The sequence below is a fragment of the Ramlibacter sp. GS1-15 genome, assembly GCF_057785015.1.
This window is the reverse complement of record NZ_JBYNTU010000002.1, coordinates 117180-137448: the sequence shown is the minus strand read 5'-3', so window position 1 is coordinate 137448 and position 20269 is coordinate 117180. Positions and strand designations below refer to the sequence as shown.

Sequence of the window (20269 nt, the reverse complement as noted above, 5' to 3'; positions counted from 1 at the left end):
GCGTGAATTAATGCTGGCACGCCGCGCCATTATGAACAGATATTTGTGCGGCGTGTAAAGGCTGCGCGCGCCCGGACAGCGGCGAAAACCCTTAAAGGCAGAGCATCAAAAAAGGGCCGTGAGGCCCTTTTATTGCATTTCAGTAGCCGCGGCCACCGCCGTAGCCGCCGGAACGGGGAGCGCGCGACTCCATCGGGCGCGCTTCGTTGACCACCAGGTTACGGCCACCGTTGGGCTGGCCGTTCAGGCCGCTGATGGCCGCCTGGGCTTCGGCATCGCTGCTCATTTCGACGAAGCCGAAACCCTTGGAGCGGCCGGTGTCGCGCTCCATCATCACCTTGGCGCTGACGACCGAGCCGAACTGGCTGAAGGCCTGCTCCATGTCCTGGTCGCGGAAAGAATAGGGCAGGTTGCCCACGTAAAGTCTGTTGCCCATTGCGGGACTCCTAAGTAGAAAAAACGCCTTTGAGAAGCGATGGAGTCCGAACTAAACGCAATCAACAACCACGCGAACTGACCAGTCACCGCAATCCATGTGGCGACGCCTTGCGGCATGCCACACCCGCATTATGGGGCCGCGGCGGCAGGCGCGCTTTGGCGGGGCTGCTTTTATTCGGTGTAATGGCGCCAGCGGGCGAAGGCGTTGCGCATGGTCAACAGCTGGCGCTCGAACTTCGGGCAGGCGTGGCAGGCGGCCAGGTGCAGGCGCAGGGCGACCCGTTCGAGCGCGGGCAGCGCGCGGTCTTCGCGGGCCACCAGCAGGGCGGCCACTTCCTTGCAGGTGCGGCGCAGGATCATGGGGCGGCTCGGTGGCCGAACCAGTTGAGCTCGAGGCACTCGCGCAGGCGCAGGCGCGCTCGATGCAGCTGGACGTAAAGGTTGGTCGAAGTGAGCTGGAGTTCCTTACAGATCTCGTCGCTCGGCAGCTCCAGCCATTCGCGCATCAGGAACACGCGCGCCATCGCCGGCGGCAGCTTCTCGGTGCAGGCCTCCAGCACGGCGAAGAACTGGCGCGAGCTGAGCTCCTGTTCCGGGTCGCCCCAGTCGGCCGGTTCGTGCATGAAATGCCCGTCGGCCTTGAAGGCCAACGCCTCGAGTTCGTCACCGCCGTCGTCGTCGGTCACCCATGCCACCTCGCGCTGGCGCTGGCGCAGGATGTCGATCACCTTGTGCTTGAGGATGCCCACCAGCCAGGTCTTGAGCTGGCTGCGGTTGCCGAACGACTGCGGCTTGGACAGGGCCGCGAGCAGCGTCTCCGAAACGGCGTCCTCGGCCCACGCGTCGTTGCGCAATTGCAGGCGTGCGAACCGCAGCAGGTAGCCGCGGTGTTCCGCCAGCAGGTTCTCGATAGGCCCCGTGCTCATCCGGATCGGATGATCGCACAGGGCCGGCGCGCATCACCAGGTGGCTTCACGCTCGGGGGTCGAGCCGATCTTGTGGATCGCGAGGTCCGCGCCCTCGTACTCCTCCTCGGCCGACAGGCGCAGGCCGGCGAGCGCCTTGATCGCGCCATAGACGACGAAGCCGGCCGCGAGCGCCCACAGGATGCCCAGCAGCGTGCCGATCGCCTGCGCGGCGAGGCTCACGCCGCCGAGGCCGCCCAGCGCCTTCGCGCCGAAGATGCCCGCGGCGATGCCGCCCCAGGCGCCGCACAAGCCGTGCAAGGGCCACACGCCCAGCACGTCGTCGATCTTCCACTTGTTCTGCGTGAGCGTGAACATCGCCACGAAGATCGCGCCGGCGGTCGCGCCGACCACCAGCGCACCCAGCGGATGCATCAGGTCCGAGCCGGCGCACACGGCCACCAGTCCCGCGAGCGGGCCGTTGTGCACGAAGCCGGGGTCGTTGCGGCCCAGGGCCAGCGCGGCCAGCGTGCCGCCGACCATGGCCATCAGCGAATTCACGGCGACGAGGCCCGACATCTTGTCCAGCGTCTGCGCGCTCATCACGTTGAAGCCGAACCAGCCGACGGTGAGGATCCACGCGCCGAGCGCAAGGAACGGGATGTTGGACGGCGGGTGCGCCGAGATCGCGCCGTCCTTGCGGTAGCGGTTGCTGCGCGCGCCCAGCAGGATCACCGCCGGCAGCGCGATCCAGCCGCCCATCGCGTGGACGACGACCGAGCCGGCGAAGTCGTGGAACTCCTGGCCGGTCAGCGTTTTCAGCCAGTCCTGCAGGCCGAAGGCGTGGTTCCAGGCGACGCTTTCGAACAGCGGGTAGACCACGCCGACCAGCACCGCCGTCGCCATCAGCTGCGGGCCGAAGCGCGCGCGCTCGGCGATGCCGCCGGAAATGATCGCGGGAATCGCGGCGGCGAACGTGAGCAGGAAAAAGAACTTCACGAGCTCGTAGCCGTTCTTCGCGGCGAGCTGCTCGGCGCCCACGAAGAACGAGGTGCCGTAGGCGATGCCGTAGCCGAGGACGAAATAGACGACGGTGGAGACCGAGAAATCCGCGAGGATCTTCACCAGCGCGTTGACCTGGTTCTTCTTGCGCACGGTACCGAGTTCGAGAAACGCGAATCCGGCGTGCATGGCCAGGACCATGATGCCGCCGAGCAGGATGAACAAGGCGTCGGCGCCCTGTTTGAGTGCTTCCATGACTTGATTTGGGGAATGAAGTGTCTGTTATTGGTGCGCCGATGCTCATTGGGGCATCGGCGCACCATCTCGAAGCAACAACTGCGCCAGAAGCGTGCGGACGTGGGCCCGGCTAGAATGCGGGCCTGTCATCGGGGAGTAGCCTCCCTTCGAGCTTCGAGAGGGGCTTGCGTCAACAGACTTGGGCTTTGCAGCCCATGGCGCAGGCGGCCAGCAGCTTGGCGAGACCGTTGAGTGCGTGGCCCGATGCCGGCGGGCTCGCGCAGTCAATGCGTGCTCGAACCGCCGGCTGGACCTTGTTCTCCATGGAAGCTTTCCTCGTCTCCACCGGCATCGTCGCCCTCGCCGAAATGGGCGACAAGACGCAACTGCTCTCGCTCGTGCTCGCTGCGCGCTTTCGCAGGCCGTGGCCGATCATCGCCGGCATCTTCGTCGCCACCATCGTCAATCACGCGCTCGCCGGCGCCGCCGGCGCGTGGCTCACCACCTTGCTCGGGCCGCAGGTGCTGCGCTGGGTACTGGCGGTGTCCTTCTTCGCGATGGCGGCCTGGATCCTCGTGCCGGACAAGCTCGATGACGAGGACGCGAAGGCGCCGCGTTTCGGCGTGTTCGGCACCACCGTGCTCGCCTTCTTCCTGGCCGAGATGGGCGACAAGACGCAGGTCGCCACGGTGATGCTGGCCGCGCGCTTTCCGCAGTGGTGGGCGGTGGTGGCCGGCACCACGCTGGGCATGATGATCGCCAACGTGCCCGCCGTGTGGTTCGGCGAACGCGTGACGCGCATCGTGCCGATCCGGACCGTGCACGTGGTCGCCGCGGTGATCTTCGCGGGGCTGGGCGTCGCGGCGCTGCTGGTGTGAGGCTCGCGCTATACTTCCTCCAGCGCCGATTTGCTTCCGCTTGCGGGCGCTTTAACAAATACAGCTAAAGACGAAGCGCTGTGACCCGGCCTCGTTTTAGCGATGCCGGGTTTTTCATTTCATGCCGCTGATTGCCCATCCGCAGTCGATGACCTTCGAGACGCCGCTGGCCCTGCAAAGCGGCGCGGCCATCCGCAGCTATTCGCTCGCGTACGAGACCTACGGCAGCCTGAATGCCGACAAGAGCAACGCGGTGCTGATCTGCCACGCGCTCAACGCCTCGCACCACGTCGCGGGCGTCTACGCCGACCAGTCGGACAACGTCGGCTGGTGGGACTCGATGATCGGCCCCGGCAAAGCTGTGGACACCGACCGCTTCTTCGTCATCGGCGTGAACAACCTGGGCTCCTGCTTCGGCTCGACCGGGCCGATGCACACGAGCCCGGACAGCGGCAAGGTGTACGGCGCCGACTTCCCGGTCGTCACCGTGGAAGACTGGGTGAACGCGCAGGCGCGCCTGCTCGAGGCCCTAGGCATCCGCCAGCTCGCGGCCGTCATGGGCGGCAGCCTCGGCGGCATGCAGGCCCTGTCGTGGACGCTGCAATATCCCGAGCGCGTGCGCCACGCCATCGTCGTCGCGAGCGCGCCCAACCTCAACGCCGAAAACATCGCGTTCAACGAGGTCGCGCGCCGCGCGATCGTGACCGACCCCGATTTCCACGGCGGCCACTTCTACGAGCACAACGTGATCCCCAAGCGCGGCCTGCGCATCGCGCGGATGATCGGCCACATCACGTACCTGAGCGACGACGTGATGAACGAGAAGTTCGGGCGGCAGCTGCGCGACGGGATCGACCTGAAGTACAGCACGCAGGACATCGAGTTCCAGATCGAGAGCTACCTGCGCTACCAGGGCGACAAGTTCAGCGAGTACTTCGACGCCAACACCTACCTCCTCATCACCCGCGCGCTCGACTACTTCGACCCGGCGCGCGCGCACAGCGGCAACCTCGCGAAGGCCCTGGCGGTGGCACGCGCGAAGTTCCTGCTGGTGAGCTTCAAGACCGACTGGCGCTTTTCACCTGCGCGCAGCCGCGAGATGGTGAAGGCGCTGCTGGAGAACCGGCGCGACGTGAGCTACGCCGAGATCGACGCGCCGCACGGCCATGACGCCTTCCTGCTGGAGGATCCCCGCTACCTGGGCGTCGTGCGCGCGTACTTCGACGGCATCGGCAAGGAGTTCGCGCGATGAGCGACCGCACGACCATGGAGGTGATCGCGCGCCTGGTGCCGCCCGGCTCGCGCGTGCTGGACCTGGGCTGCGGCGACGGCGCCCTCCTCGACCTGTTGCAGCGCGAGCGCGGCTGCAGCGGCTACGGCGTCGAGATCGCCGACGACAACCTGCTGGCCTGCGCCAGGCGCGGCGTCAACGTCATCCAGTTGAACCTCGACGAGGGCCTGTCGATGTTCGGCGACGGCTCGTTCGACGTGGTGCTGCAGGTCGACACGCTGCAGCACCTGCGCAACGCGGAGACCATGCTGGTGGAGACGGCGCGCGTCGGCCGCATCGGCATCGTCGCCTTCCCGAATTTCGCGCACTGGCCCAACCGCCTGGCGATCGCGCGCGGCCGCATGCCGGTGACCAAGCGCCTGCCCTACCAGTGGTACGACACGCCCAACATCCGCGTCGGCACGTACAAGGATTTCGAGGTGCTGGCCACCAAGAACAGGCTGTCCATCCTCGACGCCTTCGGCCTGCAGGACGGGCGCGAGGTGCGCGTGCTGCCGAATGCCCGCGCCTCGACGGCCGTGTTCAAGTTCGAGCGCGGCTGAGCCGGCTCCGGCATCCTGTCGATTTCCCGGGGCCCCGTTCGTCATGATCGGACAAGCTCCTCGAAAGGAAACCCGATGAACCAAGAACGCCGCCGCTGGTGGGCCCTGGTCGTGCTCTGCCTGGGCGAACTGATGATCGTGCTGGACACGACGATCGTGAACGTCGCCCTGCCGTCGATCCAGGCCGACCTCGGCTTTTCCGAGACCAACCTGGTCTGGGTAGTCAATGCCTACATGCTGACCTACGGCGGCTTCCTGCTGCTGGGCGGACGGCTCGGCGACCTGTACGGCCAGCGCCGCCTGTTCCTCGCCGGCATCGTGCTGTTCACGCTCGCCTCGGTGGTGTGCGGCGTGGCGGGCGCCCAGTGGCTGCTGGTTTCGGCGCGCGCCGTGCAGGGCCTGGGCGGCGCGGTGGTGTCGGCCGTGGCTCTCTCGCTGATCATGAACCTCTTTCCCGAACCCGAAGCGCGCGCCAAGGCCATGGGCGTCTACGGCTTCGTCTGCGCGGCCGGCGGCAGCATCGGCGTGCTGCTGGGTGGCCTGCTCACCAGCCGGCTGGACTGGCACTGGGTGTTCCTCGTGAACCTGCCGGTGGGCGCTGTCGTGGTCGGCCTGACGCTGCGGCTGGTGCAGGCGGGCCGCGGCATCGCCGCGCAGCGGCTCGATCTCGCCGGGGCCATCACGGTCACGCTATCGGCGCTGCTGGCGGTGTACGGCGTGGTCGATGGCAACCGCGCGGGCTGGACGTCGGTGCAGACGCTCGGCCTGCTCGGCGCCGCGGCCGCCCTGTTCGCGCTGTTCCTCGCGATCGAGTCGCGCGTGCGCTCGCCGCTGGTGCCGCTGGCGATGCTCGCGGTGCGCAACGTGGCCAGCGCGAACGTCGCGGGCGTGCTGTGGGCCGCGGCGATGTTCGCCTGGTTCTTCATCTCCGCGCTGTACCTGCAGCTGGTGCTGGGCTACGACGCGATGCGGGTCGGCCTCGCCTTCCTGCCCGCCAACCTGATCATGGCAGCGTTCTCGCTGGGAGGCTCGGCCCGGCTCGTGATGCGTTACGGCCTGCGCCTGCCCTTGGCGGGCGGGCTGCTGCTTGCGGCGGCGGGCCTGGCGCTGTTCGCCCGCGCACCGGTGGACGGCGGCTTCTGGGTCGACGTGCTGCCGGGCATGCTGCTGCTGGGGCTGGGCGCGGGCATCGCGCTCAACCCGGTGCTGCTGGCCGCGATGAGCGGGGTCCAGGAGAAGGACGCGGGCCTCGCCTCTGGCATCGTCAACACCTCGTTCATGATGGGCGGCGCGCTCGGCCTGGCCGTGCTGGCCAGCGGCGCGGCAGCGCGAACGCAGATGCTGCAGGCCGCCGGCGCCTCCGCCACGCACGCGCTGAACGGCGGCTACCAGCTGGCGTTCGCGGCGGGCGCGGTGTTCGCGCTGCTCGCGTCGGGCGTGGCGTGGTGGATCCGCGAACCCCGGCCGGCGCCGGCCGCCAGCCCCGCATGACCTTGGCCCGATCGCGCGCCATGGTCTAAGATTCGCGCATCGGGAAGACAGCCTCCCGGTCCCGCAAGGGAAAGACGGTGTCCCGTCCAAGCGCTGGCAACTCGCACATGGAGTTTCACCGTGGACACCGTGACGCCTTCTCCATCCCCGTTCCAGCTCGCCACGCCGCCGCGCCTGCGGCCGGACCTTGGCGTCGGCGGCGAGCGGCCCTCGCGCTGGATCACGCGCGCGCGGCCGAAGATCGACCGTATCGCCTGCCCCTGGCTGATCCGGCGTTTCATCGACCCACGTGCGGAATTCTTCTACGTGCCGACCGAGCAGGTCCTTGCCGAGGCGAAGCGCCTGCAGGCGGTGCCCTACGACATTCCCGGCGCGCCGATCGGGCACGACGGGGAGCGCTGCAGCTTCGACGCGCTGATGGCCGCGTTCGACTTGCGCGACGGCGCGCTCGATGCGCTCGCACGCATCGTCCGCGGCGCCGACACCGACCGGCTCGATCTCGCCCCGCCATGCGCCGGACTGCTCGCGGTGTCGCTCGGCATGTCGGCGCTGCACGGCGACGACCACGCGATGCTCGAAGCGACGCTGCCGGTCTACGACGCGCTCTACGCGTGGTGCCGCCGCGACCGGAAGCCATGAGCGCGCCGAAGGTCTCGTTCGCGGAAGCCTTCCGTTTCTGGCTCAAGCTGGGCTTCATCAGCTTCGGCGGCCCGGCCGGGCAGATCGCCGTGATGCATCGCGAGCTCGTGGAGGAAAAGCGCTGGATTTCCGAGCGGCGCTTCCTGCACGCGCTCAACTACTGCATGGTGCTGCCCGGCCCCGAGGCGCAGCAGCTGGCCACCTACATCGGCTGGCTGATGCACCGCACGGGGGGCGGCATCGTCGCCGGCGGGCTGTTCGTGCTGCCTTCGCTGTTCATCCTGATCCTGCTCTCCTGGATCTACGTCGCGTTCGGCCATATCCCGTGGATCGCCGCGATCTTCTACGGCATCAAGCCGGCGGTGTCGGCGATCGTGCTGCAGGCCGTGTGGCGCATCGGCTCGCGCACGCTGAAGGATCCGCGCAAGGTGCCGCTGCTGTGGGCGATCGCGCTGCTCTCGTTCGTCTCGCTCGCCTTCCTGCACCTGCCCTTTCCGGCGCTCGTGCTGACGGCCGGCGTGATCGGGGCCGTTGCCGGCAAGTACTGGCCGGCGCAGGTCGCCGCTGGTGCGGGCCATGCGGCGCAGGTGCAGGCCCACGATGCCGCGACCTACGTGATCGACGATGACACGCCCACGCCGGCGCACGCGACCTTCACGCGCCGGCGCCTGGCCCAGGTCGTCATCGCCGGCTTCTTGCTGTGGGCGATTCCCATGGCGGCGCTGGTCGCCGGGCCGGGCTGGGATTCGACGCTCGCGCAGATGGGCAGCTTCTTCACCAAGGCCGCGCTGCTCACGTTCGGCGGCGCCTACGCCGTGCTGCCTTATGTGTACCAGGGCGCCGTGGAGCACTACCAGTGGCTCACGCCGCTGCAGATGATCGACGGTCTCGCGCTCGGCGAGACGACGCCCGGGCCGCTGATCATGGTGGTGTGCTTCGTCGGCTTCGTCGGCGGCTGGACGAAGCAGGTGCTCGGGCCCGACCTGCTCTTCACGGGCGCGGCGCTGGCGGCCACGCTGGCCACCTGGTTCACTTTCCTGCCGTCGTTCCTGTTCATCCTCGCGGGCGGCCCGATGGTCGAGGCGACCCACGGCAACCTGAAATTCACGGCGCCGCTGACGGCGATCACCGCGGCGGTGGTCGGCGTCATCGCGAGCCTGGCCCTCTTCTTCCTCGTGCACATCGCGCGGCCGGCGGCGGGCGGGCCGATCGATTGGGCGGCCCTCGTGATCGCGGCGCTGGCCGCAGTAGCACTGTTGCGCTACAAGGCCGGCGTGATCTCCGTGATTGCCGCATGTGCGGCCGCCGGGCTCGCCCTATCATGGATGGCATGAACATCCTCATCACCGGCGGCAGCGGCTTCATCGGCGCGCGGCTTGCCCGCACCCTGCTCGCCCAAGGTTCCCTGTCGCTCGCCGGCGCGCCCGCGAAGACCATAGCAACGATCACGCTCGCCGACCGGGCGCCGCCGCCGGCGGACCTCGCCAGCGACGCACGCGTGAAATTCCTCGGCGGCGACCTGAACGAGCAGCTCGCGGCCGGGCAGCTGCCGGCGAAGGACACGGACCTCGTGTTCCACCTTGCCGCGGCGGTGAGCGGCGAGTGCGAAGCCGATTTCGACCTCGGCATGCGCAGCAACTTCGCGGCGACGCATGCGCTGCTGGAAGCCTGCCGCCGCCTCGGCACGCGGCCCACGGTGGTGTTCTCCAGCTCGGTCGCGGTGTTCGGCAAACTGCCCGGCTCGCCGATGCCGGACCCGATCGAGGACTTCACGCTGCCGACGCCGCAGTCGAGCTACGGCACGCAGAAGGCCATCGGCGAGCTGATGATGGCCGACTACGGACGCAAGGGCTTCATCCGCGCGCGCACCGTCCGCCTGATGACGGTGAGCGTGCGCCCGGGGCGGCCGAACGGCGCCGCCTCGAGCTTCTTCTCCGGCATGATCCGCGAGCCGCTGGCGGGCGTGCGCGCGCAGGTGCCGGTCGGCCGCGAGGTCGAACACCCGATCCTGTCGCCCTCGCGCACCATCGCCGGCCTGATCCGCTGCGCCGAGGCGAGCGACGCCGACTGGGGGCCGCTCACCGGGTTGAACCTGCCCGCGTTGCGGGTGAGCGTTGGCGAGATGGCCGCCGCGCTGGAGCGCATTGCCGGGCGCGAAGCGACGGCGCTGCTCGACTGGACGCCGGATCCGGCCATCCTCAAGCTGGTGAGCACCTGGCCCGGCCACGTGAAGTCCGCGCGGGCGAACGCGCTGGGGCTGGCGGCGAATCCCGACTTCGACGACGTGATCCGCGAATACATCCGCGAGAACACACAGGCCGTCAAATTGCCCACGCGCTGACATGCCGAAATTCGCCGCGAACCTGTCGATGCTCTACCCGGAGCTCGATTTCCTCGACCGCTTCGAAGCCGCCGCGAAGGACGGCTTCAAAGCGGTGGAATACCTGTTCCCGTACGCGTACGACGCGAAGGAGCTGAAGGCGCGTCTGAAGGCGAACGGACTGCAGCAGGTGCTGTTCAATGCACCGCCGGGCGACTGGGACCAGGGCGAGCGAGGCATGGCCTGCCTGCCGGGCCGCGAGGCGGAGTTCCGCGCATCGATCGTCAAGGCGATCGACTACGCCCGCGTGCTCGAATGTCCCCGCGTGCACGCCATGGCGGGGCTGGCTCCTGAAGGAAGTGATCGCGCGACCCTGCGCCGAACCTATGTGGCCAATCTCGCCTGGGCTGCGAGCGAAATGGCGAAAGCGGGGATCGATTGCCTGATCGAGCCGATCAACACGCGCGACATCCCGCGCTTCTTCCTCAACCGCCAGGACGAGGCGCATGCGATCGTGCAGGAAGCCGGCGCGCCCAACCTCAAGGTGCAGTTCGACCTGTACCACTGCCAGGTCGTCGAAGGCGATGTCGCGATGAAGATCCGGCACTACCTGCCGACCGGCCGCGTCGGCCATTTCCAGATCGCGGGCGTGCCGCAGCGGCACGAGCCCGATGTCGGCGAAGTGAACTACACGTACCTGTTCGACGTGATCGACGAAGTCTCGGCCGCATGCGGCTGGGACGGCTGGGTGGGTTGCGAGTACCGGCCGGCACGCGGGGCGGCGGCCGGCGGCACCAGCGCGGGTCTGGGCTGGTTCGCGCGCTGGCGCTGATGGCGCTCAGGCGATGGCGCTGACGATCGCCCATCCCGTCCACAGCGACCTCGTCATCAAGAAGAGCCGCTTCATCGGCTGCGTGCAGGCGGTTGCCGGCCGCAGCGAAGCGCAGGCCATCGTCGCGCGATTGCGCGAAGAACATCCGGGCGCCGCGCACGTGTGCTGGGCGCTGCTCGCGGGCGGCCAGTCGGCGGCCAACGACGACGGCGAGCCGGGCGGCACGGCGGGCCGGCCGATGCTCGAAGTGCTGCGCCGGCAGGACCTCGACGGCGCGCTCGCGACCGTGGTGCGCTACTTCGGCGGCGTGAAGCTGGGCGCGGGCGGCCTCGTGCGCGCCTACACCGACGCCGTCGCGCAGGCGCTGCTCAAGGCCGAGAAGATCCCGCGCCGCCACTGGATCGCACTGCGATGCAGCGTGCCGTACGCCATGGAAGGCATGGTGCGGCGCGAGCTGCAGCAGGCCGGTGCGCAGCTGCAGGATGTCGCGCACGGCGACGTGGTCACCTTCGACTTCTGCGTCGTCGATGCCGATGGGCCCGCGCTCATCGCACGCCTGAACGAAGCGGGTCAAGGGGCGCTGGCGTGGCGGGACGAAGCAGGCGCGCCATGATCGCCAGCGCCGCGACGACATAGGCGGTGGCGCCCGGAATCCACATGACGAGGCCGCCCAGCTGCTGGTCCTCCAACGAATAGCGCGGGTACCACGGACCCGCGGCCAGCGTGAGCAGCGCGCCGAGCGCACTGGTGTGCAGCATGGTGGTGAACAGGGACGCGAGCGCCGGCCCGCTGGCTGCGCGCGCGCGCGGGCCCAGCACCGTCCACCAGAACAGCAGTGCCGTGGCGAGGAAGCTCGCATGCTGGGCGGCATGCACCGGCTCCTGGGCGAGCGCGGCATCGAACCAGCGCGGCACGTGCCACAGCCACAAGGCCAGCGCATGCAGCATCCAGGCGACGAGCGGGTCCGTGAGGCGCGTCCACATCGCCGCCCACCCGCGCGCCCGCACCGCCTGACCGATGCGCCGGCGCGCGGGCGGCGCGAAGGCCCAGGTCCAGGCCGCCAGCGGCCGCGCGAGCACCATCAGCGGCGCGGTGACCAGCATCAGGATCTCGTGCTGCACCATGTGCGCGGCGAAAGACTCCTGGCCAAGGGCATCGAGCGGCGACATCAGCGCGACCACGAGGGACAGCGTACCCGCGGCGAAGCACCCGGCCTGCCTCCCCGAGATGCCGCGCCGCCGCCCGGCGTGGCGCCAGAGCCGGGTCACGCCGCGCGCGTACAGGGCAGCCGCCAGCACCGTGGGTGCCACGACCCAGGGCTCGATGCTCGCGTGCCACCCGCTCATGAGAAGCAGGGCGAGAGCACCCAGGCGCCTATCCACATCGCGAACACGACCAGCGCCGAGATCGCGCCGACCGCCGTGGCGACGACCGCGAGGAAATGCCGCGTGGCCGGCGGCTCGGCGCTGTCCTCGTCGGCACCGAAGCGCACCGGCGCGCCGGCCGAGCGTGCCATCAGCGCGAACGCGATGCACAGCAGCAGCGACACCGCCGCGACGGCGTGGATCGCGACGCGCGTCTGCACCGAGCACGAGGGCGTCACCAGCGCGTACATCGCACTCTGGCAGGCCAGCGCGAGGCTGGGGGCGGCGAGCAGGGCGAGCCAGATCCTCATCGCTTCACACCACGCGGGCGCCCCAGTAGATGACGAGATAGATCGGGATCCACGCCAGCACCACGAAGTACCAGTACAGCGAGTTCTCGCTGACGTCGACGAAGCGCTTGCCTTCCAGCGGCCCCGTGTAGAACAGGACCTCGAGCACGATCGAGTCGGCCCAGTCGGTCGCCAGGTGCACGGTGTGGAAGCCCAGCAGGGTCCACACGACCGAGCCATAGGCGTTGCTGTCCCAGCGCACGTTCAAGGCGGTGAACTCCATCACCCGGATCGCGAGCAGCGCCACGCCGAACGCGATCGTCACGCCCAGCCACAGCCGCACGCCGTGCACGTCGTAGCGCTCGCCCGCTTTCTTGGCGAGCTGGTTGGGCACGGCGCTCGCGAGCAGGATCACCAGGTTCAGCGTGCCCCACAGCAGGTCCGGCGGCTGCGCGGTCATCGGCCAGGTCGCCGCGTGGCTGCGCAGGTAGAAGTAGCACATGACGACCAGGGCGAACACCGTGCCTTCGATCGCCATCATGCCCAGCGTGCCCCACCACATCGGGCTGCGGTGCGAGAAGCCGTGGCTGGGCAGGCCCGAGACGTCGAGCAGGTCGCCGCGCAAAATGGGCTCCTTCATGGGCGCTTCTCCAGCGCGAGGTCGACCGCGGTCTCGCTGCGTTTCGGCCAGAACCAGAACACCAGCGGGATCGCGACGATGACCGAGCCCCACACGATCGCCCACGGCGTGAAGATGGACCCGATGAACACGACCGTCGTCGCCACCGCCGCGACGAACGGCCACGGCGTCGGGTTGGGCGACATCATGCGATGGTCGGGCAGCGCATCGATCGCCGTGGTCACCAGCTGCTCGCGCGCGTCGGCCACCAGCCCGGCGACGGCGGTGGGCGCCCCGGCGGGCGCGGGCTGCCAGACCGGGTCACGCCCGTACACCACCGGGATCACGTAGAAGTTGCACATCGGCGGGGGCGACGACGTGGCCCATTCGAGCGTGCCGCCGCCCCACGGATTCGCGCCGGCGGGCGCGCCGGCCTTCGCGCTGCGCGCCGCGTTCAGCAGCGTGAGGAGGATGCCGAATGCGAGCGCGTACGCACCGATGGTCGAGGTCAGGTTCAGGGCGTCCCAGCCCAGTCCCGCCTGGTAGGTCCACACGCGCCGGGGCATGCCGTGCAGGCCCAGCAGGTGCATCGGGAAGAAGGCGACGTTGAAGCCGATGAACATCAGCCAGAACGAGGCCCGGCCCCCGGCCTCGTCCATCAGGCGGCCGGTGACCTTCGGGAACCAGTAGTAGAAGGCGCCGAACAGCGGGAACACCGCGCCGCCCACCAGCACGTAATGCAGGTGCGCGACGACGAAGTAGGTGTCGTGGACCTGCACGTCGAGCGGCACCGATGCGAGCATCAGGCCCGTCATGCCGCCCAGCACGAGGATGAAGAAGAACGCCATGCAGAACAGCATCGGCGTCTTCAGGTTCAGCTTGCCGGTCCACATCGTCGCGATCCAGCAGTAGATCTGTATGGCCGAGGGGATCGCGATCAGCATGCTCGCCGCCGTGAAGAAGCTCTTGCCCAGCTCCGGCAGGTTGGTGGCGAACATGTGGTGCACCCACAGGCCGAACGAGAGGAACGCCGTCGTGATCAGGGCGAGCACCATGGCCGCGTAGCCGAAGATCGGCCGGCGCGAGAAGGTCGGGATGATCGCCGACAGGAAGCCCAGGCCCGGGATGAAGATCAGGTACACCTCCGGGTGGCCGAAGAACCAGAACAGGTGCTGCCACAGGATGACGTCGCCGCCTTCGGCCGGGTTGAAGAAATGGGTGCCGACCAGGCGGTCCATGATGAGCGCCGAGCTGGCCAGCATCACGGCCGGCATCGCGAACAGCACCATGAAGGAGGTCACCAGCGTCGCCCACACGAACAGCGGGATGCGGTTCATCGACAGGCCGGGCGCGCGGAACTTGAAGACGGTGGTGATCAGCGTGATCGCCTCGAGCAGCGCCGACAACTCAGTGAACGTGATCATCTGCGCCCAGATGTCGGCCCGCTTGCCCGGCGCGTAGTCGGGCCCCGCGAGCGGCACGTAGGAGAACCAGCCATTGTCCGGCCCGGTGTTCAGCGCGAACGCGATGAAGAGCGTCAGGCCGCCGAACAGGAAGATCCAGTAGGCGAACGCGTTCATGCGCGGGAACGCGACGTTGCGCGTGCCCAGCATCAGCGGCAGCAGGTACGAGCCCACCGCCTGCATGATGGGCACGGCGAACAGGAACATCATCGTCGTGCCGTGCATGGTGAACAGCTGGTTGTACATGTCGGGCCCGACCAGGTCGTTCTCGGGCCGCGACAGTTGCGTGCGCATCACGGCCGCCAGTGCGCCCGCCAGCGCGAAAAACACCAGGCAGGTGACGATGAAGCGCCGGGCGATGTTCTTGTGGTTGACGGCGCAGAACCAGCCGAAGAAGCCCGGCGGGTCGTCCCAGGTGCGGTCGAGCGCGGCGGCTTCGGGCGAGCCGGGCGGCGGGCCGTCCTTCAGGCGCGGGGCGCCCTCGCCCGCAGCGGCTTCTTCGCCCAGCGGCCCCCGCGTCATTTCAATCCCCCGAGGTAGGCAACCACCGCGTCGAGGTCCTCCTGCGACAGCGGCGTCGCCGGCATGGCCGTGCCCGGTTTGTGCAGCTGCGGGTCGCGGATCCAGCTGCCCAGGTTCTGCGCCGTGTTCTTGAGCGTGCCCGCGGCGATCGTCTGGCGGCTGGCGACGTGCGTGAGGTCGGGTGCGTGCTGGGCGCCGGCGAACTGCACGCCCTGGATCGAGTGGCACATGGCGCAGCTGGACGACTGCAGCACCTGCTTGCCGCGCTGCGCCCTGGCGTCGGTGGGCTCCGCCGCCGGCTGGCGCTGCGCGGCCGCCCACGCGTCGAACTGCGCCGGCGGATCGGCGATCACCAGCAGTCCCATCAAGGCATGCTCGAGCCCGCAGAACTCGGCGCACTGGCCGCGGTAGATGCCGGGCCGGTCCGCGCGGAACTCGATCAGCGCGCTGCGGCCCGGGATCAGGTCCTTCTTGCCCGCGAGGTTCGGCACCCACAGGCTGTGGATCACGTCGTCGGCATGCAGCTTGACGACCACCGGCCGGCCCACCGGGATGTGCAGCTCGTTGGCGACGGTGAAGATGTCGTGCGGGTCCGCGCCGTCGAGGTAACGCGCGCTCCACCACCACTGGTGCCCGGTGAGCTCGATGTGGACCGCGTTGGCCAGCGGCAGGTGCGCCAGCGCGCGGTCGGTGAACACGCTCGCGACGATCAGGGTCACCAGCGCGAGGCCCGAGAGCACGGTCGCACGCATCACGTGCGCGCGCGGCCGCGGCTCGGCGCGGTTGACCGTGGACAGGTCGGGCGGCGTGGTCTCGTCCCCGCGCGGCGCGCGCCGCAGCGCGAGGCCCAGCGCGAGCAGGATGGCGACGAACACCACGGTGCAGGCCCACAGGAAGACGCGCCACAGCTCGACGAAGTGCTGCGCCTGCGGCCCCATGGCGTTCAGGGCGCTGTGCACCGTCTCGACCGGCGTGGCGGCCATCGCGAAATCGGTGAGCGAGAGCAGCACGATCATCAGCACAAGCGCCAGCAGGCAGCGCAGGAACAAGCTCATCATCGGGGTCATCGCGCGGTCTCCTTCTCGCGCGCGTTCTCCGGCGGGCCGGGATAGAGCGTGTCGCCGCGGCTGGGCGCGACGTCCTTGCGCAACTGCCCGCTCATCGAGCGCACGTAGGCAACGATCTGCCAGACCTGGTCTTCGGGAATGTGGCCGCCGAACGAAGGCATGCCTTCGGGGCGGCCCTGCATGATCGAGGTGAAGATGCTCGCCGGGTCGCCGCCGTACTTCCAGGGGCGGTCCATCAGCGCCGGGCCGATGCCGCCGCCGCCCATCGAGTGGCAGCCGTTGCAGTTGTACCAGCGGTACAGGCGCTTGCCCTGCGCCACCGCGTAGGCGTTCTCGTCGTACGGGCTGTCCGCGCGCAGCGCCGAGCGCACCTTGCCCTGCAGCGGCAGCGCGGGCTGGTTGCCGCCCATGCGTGCCGCGTCTTCACTCGCGCTCTGGTTGCGCGCGGGCGCATCGAAGCGGCGCGCCTCGCGCTCGCACCCGGCCAGCAACGGCGCGAGCACGAACAAGACGGCGGCGAGGGCCATGCGCATCATGGCCCGGCCTCCACGCGCGGCACGTCGTACTCGTCGAGAACGCGGTCGATGTCGGCCTGCCGGCGGCGGATGAAGTCGTCGAGCCGGTCGCGCAGCGCGCCGTCGCCGCGCCGCACGCCTATCGCGATCGCGAAGTCGAAGTGCGCGTCGGCCGGCGCGGGCAGGTGCGCCACGCGCAGCGGCACGGCGGCGCGCCGCGCGAAGTATCCGGCCTGCGGTCCCCACAGCACGGCCGCGTCGATCTCGCCGCTCACGAGCGCGGCGATCGCGCGCTGGGCCGAGGGCTGCTCGCCGGCGAGCGGGAAGCCGCGCACGTTGCGCGTGTGGCCGCGCCGCGCCAGCAGCGTGCCCGGCGGCGACGCGGCGAGGTCGTTGCCGATCAATTGCACCCCGAGGCGCATCTGCGCGAGCCTCGGGTCGTCGAACGAGCGCACCGGCGGTGCCGCGCTCGCGCGTTCGACGAACACATAGCCCGAGCGGTAATACGGGTGCGTGTTGGCGGTGCGCTCGAAATCCGCCGGCACGCCAACGAGCAGGTCGCACTTGCCCGCGCCCAGCGTCTTGCGCACGAAGCCGCGCACGTCGGGCAGCCATTCGTAGGCGAGCGGCCGCGCGAAATCGTCGGCGATCAACTGCGCGATGCGGTTCTCGAAGCCGCTGCCGTCGGCGCGCGAGTACGGCAGGTTGTCGGGATCGGCGCACACGCGCAGCGGCTCGGCCGCGACGGCGCACGTCGCGAAGGCCAGCGCGACCATGAACGCCAGTGCGGCCCTCACTTCGCACCTCCTCCGTCGAGCGAGAACACGTACAGCATCCCGCCCTTCTGGGTGGCTTCCTTCAGGTCGCGCATGGCGTTGACGAAGCCGAGCGCGCCCGTGCCGTCGCGCGGGTCCATGTCGCCCGCCACGATGGCGCCGGCCCAGCCGCCCACCCCCGCGAGCACGGCGATGTACTGCCTGCCGTCGGGACCCTGGTAGCTCACCGGCTGGCCGATGATTCCCGACACGCACTTGTACTGCCACAACGCCTGGCCGGTCTTCGCGTCCACGGCCCTGAACCAGCCGTCCATGGTCCCGTAGAAGACGACGTCGCCCGCGGTCGCGAGCGTGCCGCTCCACACCGGGAAGTGCTCGCGGATCTGCCAGGCCGGCTTGCCCTGCACGGGATCCCACGCGGTGACATAGCCGCGGAATCCGCCGGGCCCCGCGTACATCTTCACGTCCATGCCGACATAGGGCGTTCCCGCGATGTAGCTCGCGGTGCCCGGCGCGGCGTCCTGGCACAGGTTCTGGTGCGGGATGTACAGCAACTGCGTGCGGGGCGACCACGACGAGGGCTGCCAGTCCTTGGCGCCGGGCGAGGCGGGGCAGATGCTGCGCGTCACCTCGCCGGGGCGCTCGTCCTTCTCCGGGTTGTACTTGAGCGCACCGGTCTCGAGGTCCACGCCGGTCGACGTCGTGACGTGCACGAACGGATGGGCCGACAGCACCTGGCCCGTGGCGCGGTCGACCACGTACAGGTAGCCGTTGCGGTCCGGGTGCAGCAGCACCTTGCGCTTGCCGCCCTGCCAATCGAGGTCGACCAGCACGTTCTCGTTGACGCCGTCGTAGTCGTGCCGGTCGTGCGGGCTCCACTGATAGAACCACACCGCCTCGCCCGTATCGGGCTTGCGGGCGAACACGCCGGCGGTCCACTTGTTCGCGCCCGGGCGCTGCTCGGGGTTCCACGGACCGGGGTTGGCCGTGCCGTAGTAGATGAGGTCGAGTTCGGGGTCATAGCTGATCCAGCCCCACACCGTGCCGCCGCCGATCTGCCAGGCGTCGGCCGGCCAGCTCTTCACGCCCAGGTCGGTGCCCTTGTCGCTGGCGTAATACGGCTTGAAGTTCGGGCCGATCAGCACCTCCTTGTCGGGGCCGGTGCTGTAGGCGGTCCACAGGACTCGCCCGCTCGCGGCATCGAGCGCCTTCAGCCAGCCGCGCACGCCGAACTCGCCGCCGCTGTTGCCCACCAGCACCTTGTTCTTCACCACCAGCGGCGCCATGGTCATGCTCTCGCCCAGCTTGATGTTGGCAAGCCTGGCGCGCCACAGCTGCCGGCCCGTTCTGGCGTCCAGCGCGATGGTCTGGCCGTCGAGCGTGTTGAAGAACAGCCGCCCGTCGGCGTAGGCCGCGCCGCGATTGACGACGTCGCAGCAGGCCACGCCCTGCGAGTTCGGGTCGGGCTGCGCGTCGAAGCGCCACTTCACGCTGGCGCCGGGACGCGTGAGGTCGAGCGCGAACACCGTGTTCGGGTACGGCGTCACGAAGTACATCGTGCCGTCCACCACCAGGGTCGCGGACTCGTGGCCGCGCACCACCCCCGTGGGCATGCTGAACGCGAGCTTCAGCTGCGCGACATTGGCGGGCGTGACCTGGGCGAGCGGCGAGTAGCGTGTGCCCTGGGCCGTGCGGGCCGGCATCGGCCATTGGCCATCCAAGGGCGCCTGCGCGAAGACCGTGCAGGACGCAAGTACAGCAACGGCGAACAGGGCGAGCCTCAATCCGACCTCCTGCGAGTCGACACGGCCCCTGCTCGCCGGATGCATCGCGACACGATGCATCCGCTCCCGTTGCGCTTTCGGCCCGCGACGGCGGGCGACGCGCCTTGTGCATTCAGTGTACCGAGCGCGCCGCGTTTCGGGGTGTCATGCGCCGCGCGTTTTCGGCACCCGTGGATGGCTCCTTCGGACGCGGTCAGTGCGTGCTGAACTGGCGGCGCCCGTCGAGCACCTGCTCGACCATCGCGGCGCTGTCCCCTACCTGGGCCACGGCCTCGCGCAGCTGGTCCTCGCTGCAGTCGAAGCGTTTTCGCCACCAGCTCACTTCGCGCGGATCGTCCAGGTCGATACGGCCGCGGTCCCGTGGGATGGTTTCGAAGACATAAGCCATGGTTTCGGCTCCCAACTTGTTTGAATTCCCGTTGGACATTGGGCGCGTGTTGCGATGTCGCCGGTGCGAGTCAGCGGCGAAACAGGCTGTAATCCCGCTCCTACCGTTTGCTAGGGATTTTGTAGCAGCCGGATGAGCTCCATGGCAGCGGCCGGCGCGCGCTCCTTGGCGCCGTTGATGAAGAACACGAAGGCCTCGCGCCGGGATCCCTTCGCGGTCCAGGCGCGGCAGCCTTCGGCCCACTGCTGCAGCTGGTCGGACGGGTAGCCCGTGGGGCAGGTGGCTTCGCTTCGCATCAGGCGCAGGTAGGCCAGGTCGCCGCCCGCATCGGCGATGGCGGGAAATTTGTCGGAGTCGGTATGCACGGTCGCGCAGCCGTGGCGGCGCGCCAGCTCGAGGTATTCGTCGGTGGCGAAGCTCTCGTGTCGCACGTCCATCACGTGCCGCAGTTCGCGCCCGCCCGCCTCGCGCGGCAGCAGCTTCAGAAAGGCCTCGAAATCCTCGGGCTCGAAGCGCTTGGTCGGCATGAACTGCCACACGAGCGGGCCGAGCTTGTCCTTCAACTCGGCGAGGCCACTGGCGACGAAGCGTTCGATCGATTCGCCCGCCGTGGCCAGCACCTTGCGGTTGGTCGCGAAGCGATTGGCCTTCAGGCTGAACACGAAGCCCTCGGGCGTCTCGTCGCGCCACTTGGCGAAGGTCGCCGGCTTCATCGTGCTGTAGTAGGTGCCGTTGACCTCGATCGCCGTGAGCTGCCGGCTCGCGTATTCGAGCTCGCGACTGGCCGGAAGGCCCTTCGGATAGAAGTTGTCGCGCCAGGGCTCGTAGGTCCAGCCGCCGACGCCGATGCGGATACGGTCGTTCATGGCTGCATCGTAGGCCACGCCACAGGGGGAATTGTCAGTG

The 20269-nt window shown here is 69.1% G+C and carries 23 protein-coding genes and 1 riboswitch; of the genes, 9 read left to right on the top strand and 14 right to left on the bottom strand.

Annotated features, from left to right (window positions below):
- Positions 1-139: 139 nt before the first annotated feature.
- The 4 genes from rbp to AC3EF3_RS19645 all read right to left on the bottom strand — a co-directional run bounded on the left by rbp (position 140) and on the right by AC3EF3_RS19645 (position 2600).
- The gene (rbp, locus tag AC3EF3_RS19660) at positions 140-436 is read right to left on the bottom strand and encodes an RNA-binding regulator (RefSeq protein ID WP_488533954.1); all 297 of its coding nucleotides are present in this window, start codon (positions 434-436) and stop codon (positions 140-142) included.
- A 173-nt stretch (positions 437-609) separates the two neighbouring features.
- Entirely contained in the window at positions 610-798 is a 189-nt protein-coding gene (locus AC3EF3_RS19655; RefSeq protein WP_488533953.1) for a zf-HC2 domain-containing protein, read from the bottom strand.
- A complete protein-coding gene (locus AC3EF3_RS19650; protein ID WP_488533952.1) occupies positions 795-1364 on the bottom strand; it encodes a sigma-70 family RNA polymerase sigma factor in 570 nt (189 codons plus the stop codon). Before AC3EF3_RS19650 ends, AC3EF3_RS19655 begins: the two co-directional genes overlap by 4 nt.
- Before the next feature lie 33 nt (positions 1365-1397).
- Positions 1398-2600, bottom strand: a complete 1203-nt coding sequence (locus AC3EF3_RS19645) for an ammonium transporter (RefSeq protein WP_488533951.1) — start codon at positions 2598-2600, stop codon at positions 1398-1400.
- 112 nt (positions 2601-2712) lie between these two features.
- Positions 2713-2860: riboswitch (yybP-ykoY riboswitch) on the top strand.
- Positions 2861-2905: 45 nt separating this feature from the next.
- On the opposite strand from AC3EF3_RS19645, the gene AC3EF3_RS19640 reads away from it, so the two are divergent.
- From AC3EF3_RS19640 to AC3EF3_RS19600, 9 genes are all read left to right on the top strand, one after another.
- Complete coding sequence (locus AC3EF3_RS19640; protein ID WP_488533950.1) at positions 2906-3460, top strand: TMEM165/GDT1 family protein; 555 nt, start codon at positions 2906-2908, stop codon at positions 3458-3460.
- Between the two features lie 121 nt (positions 3461-3581).
- The gene (gene metX / locus AC3EF3_RS19635; RefSeq protein WP_488533949.1) at positions 3582-4712 is read left to right on the top strand and encodes a homoserine O-succinyltransferase MetX; all 1131 of its coding nucleotides are present in this window, start codon (positions 3582-3584) and stop codon (positions 4710-4712) included.
- A complete protein-coding gene (metW, locus tag AC3EF3_RS19630; RefSeq protein ID WP_488533948.1) occupies positions 4709-5293 on the top strand; it encodes a methionine biosynthesis protein MetW in 585 nt (194 codons plus the stop codon). The genes metX and metW overlap by 4 nt, the downstream gene beginning before the upstream one ends.
- A gap of 75 nt (positions 5294-5368) precedes the next feature.
- Positions 5369-6784, top strand: coding sequence for a DHA2 family efflux MFS transporter permease subunit (locus tag AC3EF3_RS19625; protein WP_488533947.1), 1416 nt, complete (start codon positions 5369-5371; stop codon positions 6782-6784).
- A gap of 120 nt (positions 6785-6904) precedes the next feature.
- Positions 6905-7423, top strand: coding sequence for a chromate resistance protein ChrB domain-containing protein (locus tag AC3EF3_RS19620; protein ID WP_488533946.1), 519 nt, complete (start codon positions 6905-6907; stop codon positions 7421-7423).
- On the top strand, positions 7420-8757 hold the full coding sequence (gene chrA, locus AC3EF3_RS19615) for a chromate efflux transporter (RefSeq protein ID WP_488533945.1): 1338 nt from the start codon (positions 7420-7422) through the stop codon (positions 8755-8757). Before AC3EF3_RS19620 ends, chrA begins: the two co-directional genes overlap by 4 nt.
- Positions 8754-9764, top strand: a complete 1011-nt coding sequence (gene denD / locus AC3EF3_RS19610) for a D-erythronate dehydrogenase (protein WP_488533944.1) — start codon at positions 8754-8756, stop codon at positions 9762-9764. Before chrA ends, denD begins: the two co-directional genes overlap by 4 nt.
- A gap of 1 nt (position 9765) precedes the next feature.
- Positions 9766-10575, top strand: a complete 810-nt coding sequence (otnI, locus tag AC3EF3_RS19605; protein WP_488533943.1) for a 2-oxo-tetronate isomerase — start codon at positions 9766-9768, stop codon at positions 10573-10575.
- 13 nt (positions 10576-10588) lie between these two features.
- The gene (locus tag AC3EF3_RS19600) at positions 10589-11188 is read left to right on the top strand and encodes an IMPACT family protein (RefSeq protein WP_488533942.1); all 600 of its coding nucleotides are present in this window, start codon (positions 10589-10591) and stop codon (positions 11186-11188) included.
- Here AC3EF3_RS19600 and AC3EF3_RS19595 read toward each other — a convergent pair.
- The 10 genes from AC3EF3_RS19595 to AC3EF3_RS19550 all read right to left on the bottom strand — a co-directional run bounded on the left by AC3EF3_RS19595 (position 11121) and on the right by AC3EF3_RS19550 (position 20229).
- Positions 11121-11921, bottom strand: a complete 801-nt coding sequence (locus AC3EF3_RS19595) for a cytochrome c oxidase assembly protein (protein ID WP_488533941.1) — start codon at positions 11919-11921, stop codon at positions 11121-11123. The two genes, AC3EF3_RS19600 and AC3EF3_RS19595, sit on opposite strands and share 68 nt — an antisense overlap.
- Positions 11918-12250: a hypothetical protein gene (locus tag AC3EF3_RS19590; protein WP_488533940.1), complete on the bottom strand. Its 333-nt coding sequence runs from the start codon at positions 12248-12250 to the stop codon at positions 11918-11920. The genes AC3EF3_RS19595 and AC3EF3_RS19590 overlap by 4 nt, the downstream gene beginning before the upstream one ends.
- 4 nt (positions 12251-12254) lie before the next feature.
- Positions 12255-12869 carry a cytochrome c oxidase subunit 3 gene (locus AC3EF3_RS19585; RefSeq protein WP_488533939.1) on the bottom strand — a complete coding sequence of 205 codons (615 nt, stop codon included), beginning with the start codon at positions 12867-12869 and terminating at the stop codon, positions 12255-12257.
- Positions 12866-14833 carry a cytochrome c oxidase subunit I gene (gene ctaD / locus AC3EF3_RS19580; RefSeq protein WP_488533938.1) on the bottom strand — a complete coding sequence of 656 codons (1968 nt, stop codon included), beginning with the start codon at positions 14831-14833 and terminating at the stop codon, positions 12866-12868. The genes AC3EF3_RS19585 and ctaD overlap by 4 nt, the downstream gene beginning before the upstream one ends.
- A complete protein-coding gene (locus AC3EF3_RS19575) occupies positions 14830-15900 on the bottom strand; it encodes a cytochrome c oxidase subunit II (RefSeq protein ID WP_488533937.1) in 1071 nt (356 codons plus the stop codon). The genes ctaD and AC3EF3_RS19575 overlap by 4 nt, the downstream gene beginning before the upstream one ends.
- Positions 15897-16436: a c-type cytochrome gene (locus AC3EF3_RS19570; protein ID WP_488533936.1), complete on the bottom strand. Its 540-nt coding sequence runs from the start codon at positions 16434-16436 to the stop codon at positions 15897-15899. The genes AC3EF3_RS19575 and AC3EF3_RS19570 overlap by 4 nt, the downstream gene beginning before the upstream one ends.
- Positions 16433-17212 (bottom strand): quinoprotein dehydrogenase-associated putative ABC transporter substrate-binding protein, encoded by a 780-nt coding sequence (locus AC3EF3_RS19565; RefSeq protein WP_488533935.1) that lies wholly within the window; start codon positions 17210-17212, stop codon positions 16433-16435. The genes AC3EF3_RS19570 and AC3EF3_RS19565 overlap by 4 nt, the downstream gene beginning before the upstream one ends.
- Entirely contained in the window at positions 17209-18975 is a 1767-nt protein-coding gene (locus AC3EF3_RS19560) for a methanol/ethanol family PQQ-dependent dehydrogenase (RefSeq protein ID WP_488533934.1), read from the bottom strand. Before AC3EF3_RS19560 ends, AC3EF3_RS19565 begins: the two co-directional genes overlap by 4 nt.
- 193 nt (positions 18976-19168) lie before the next feature.
- Positions 19169-19363, bottom strand: a complete 195-nt coding sequence (locus AC3EF3_RS19555; protein ID WP_488533933.1) for a DUF3606 domain-containing protein — start codon at positions 19361-19363, stop codon at positions 19169-19171.
- 110 nt (positions 19364-19473) lie between these two features.
- On the bottom strand, positions 19474-20229 hold the full coding sequence (locus AC3EF3_RS19550) for a DUF72 domain-containing protein (RefSeq protein ID WP_488533932.1): 756 nt from the start codon (positions 20227-20229) through the stop codon (positions 19474-19476).
- Positions 20230-20269: the final 40 nt, after the last annotated feature.

Bases quoted from the DNA above. Each gene is read 5' to 3' on its own strand.
- rbp (WP_488533954.1), bottom strand. From the start codon at position 436: ATGGGCAACAGACTTTACGTGGGCAACCTGCCCTATTCTTTCCGCGAC.
- AC3EF3_RS19655 (WP_488533953.1), bottom strand. From the start codon at position 798: ATGATCCTGCGCCGCACCTGCAAGGAAGTGGCCGCCCTGCTGGTGGCC.
- AC3EF3_RS19650 (WP_488533952.1), bottom strand. From the start codon at position 1,364: ATGAGCACGGGGCCTATCGAGAACCTGCTGGCGGAACACCGCGGCTAC.
- AC3EF3_RS19645 (WP_488533951.1), bottom strand. From the start codon at position 2,600: ATGGAAGCACTCAAACAGGGCGCCGACGCCTTGTTCATCCTGCTCGGC.
- AC3EF3_RS19640 (WP_488533950.1), top strand. From the start codon at position 2,906: ATGGAAGCTTTCCTCGTCTCCACCGGCATCGTCGCCCTCGCCGAAATG.
- metX (WP_488533949.1), top strand. From the start codon at position 3,582: ATGCCGCTGATTGCCCATCCGCAGTCGATGACCTTCGAGACGCCGCTG.
- metW (WP_488533948.1), top strand. From the start codon at position 4,709: ATGAGCGACCGCACGACCATGGAGGTGATCGCGCGCCTGGTGCCGCCC.
- AC3EF3_RS19625 (WP_488533947.1), top strand. From the start codon at position 5,369: ATGAACCAAGAACGCCGCCGCTGGTGGGCCCTGGTCGTGCTCTGCCTG.
- chrA (WP_488533945.1), top strand. From the start codon at position 7,420: ATGAGCGCGCCGAAGGTCTCGTTCGCGGAAGCCTTCCGTTTCTGGCTC.
- denD (WP_488533944.1), top strand. From the start codon at position 8,754: ATGAACATCCTCATCACCGGCGGCAGCGGCTTCATCGGCGCGCGGCTT.
- otnI (WP_488533943.1), top strand. From the start codon at position 9,766: ATGCCGAAATTCGCCGCGAACCTGTCGATGCTCTACCCGGAGCTCGAT.
- AC3EF3_RS19600 (WP_488533942.1), top strand. From the start codon at position 10,589: ATGGCGCTGACGATCGCCCATCCCGTCCACAGCGACCTCGTCATCAAG.
- AC3EF3_RS19595 (WP_488533941.1), bottom strand. From the start codon at position 11,921: ATGAGCGGGTGGCACGCGAGCATCGAGCCCTGGGTCGTGGCACCCACG.
- AC3EF3_RS19590 (WP_488533940.1), bottom strand. From the start codon at position 12,250: ATGAGGATCTGGCTCGCCCTGCTCGCCGCCCCCAGCCTCGCGCTGGCC.
- AC3EF3_RS19585 (WP_488533939.1), bottom strand. From the start codon at position 12,869: ATGAAGGAGCCCATTTTGCGCGGCGACCTGCTCGACGTCTCGGGCCTG.
- ctaD (WP_488533938.1), bottom strand. From the start codon at position 14,833: ATGACGCGGGGGCCGCTGGGCGAAGAAGCCGCTGCGGGCGAGGGCGCC.
- AC3EF3_RS19575 (WP_488533937.1), bottom strand. From the start codon at position 15,900: ATGACCCCGATGATGAGCTTGTTCCTGCGCTGCCTGCTGGCGCTTGTG.
- AC3EF3_RS19570 (WP_488533936.1), bottom strand. From the start codon at position 16,436: ATGATGCGCATGGCCCTCGCCGCCGTCTTGTTCGTGCTCGCGCCGTTG.
- AC3EF3_RS19555 (WP_488533933.1), bottom strand. From the start codon at position 19,363: ATGGCTTATGTCTTCGAAACCATCCCACGGGACCGCGGCCGTATCGAC.
- AC3EF3_RS19550 (WP_488533932.1), bottom strand. From the start codon at position 20,229: ATGAACGACCGTATCCGCATCGGCGTCGGCGGCTGGACCTACGAGCCC.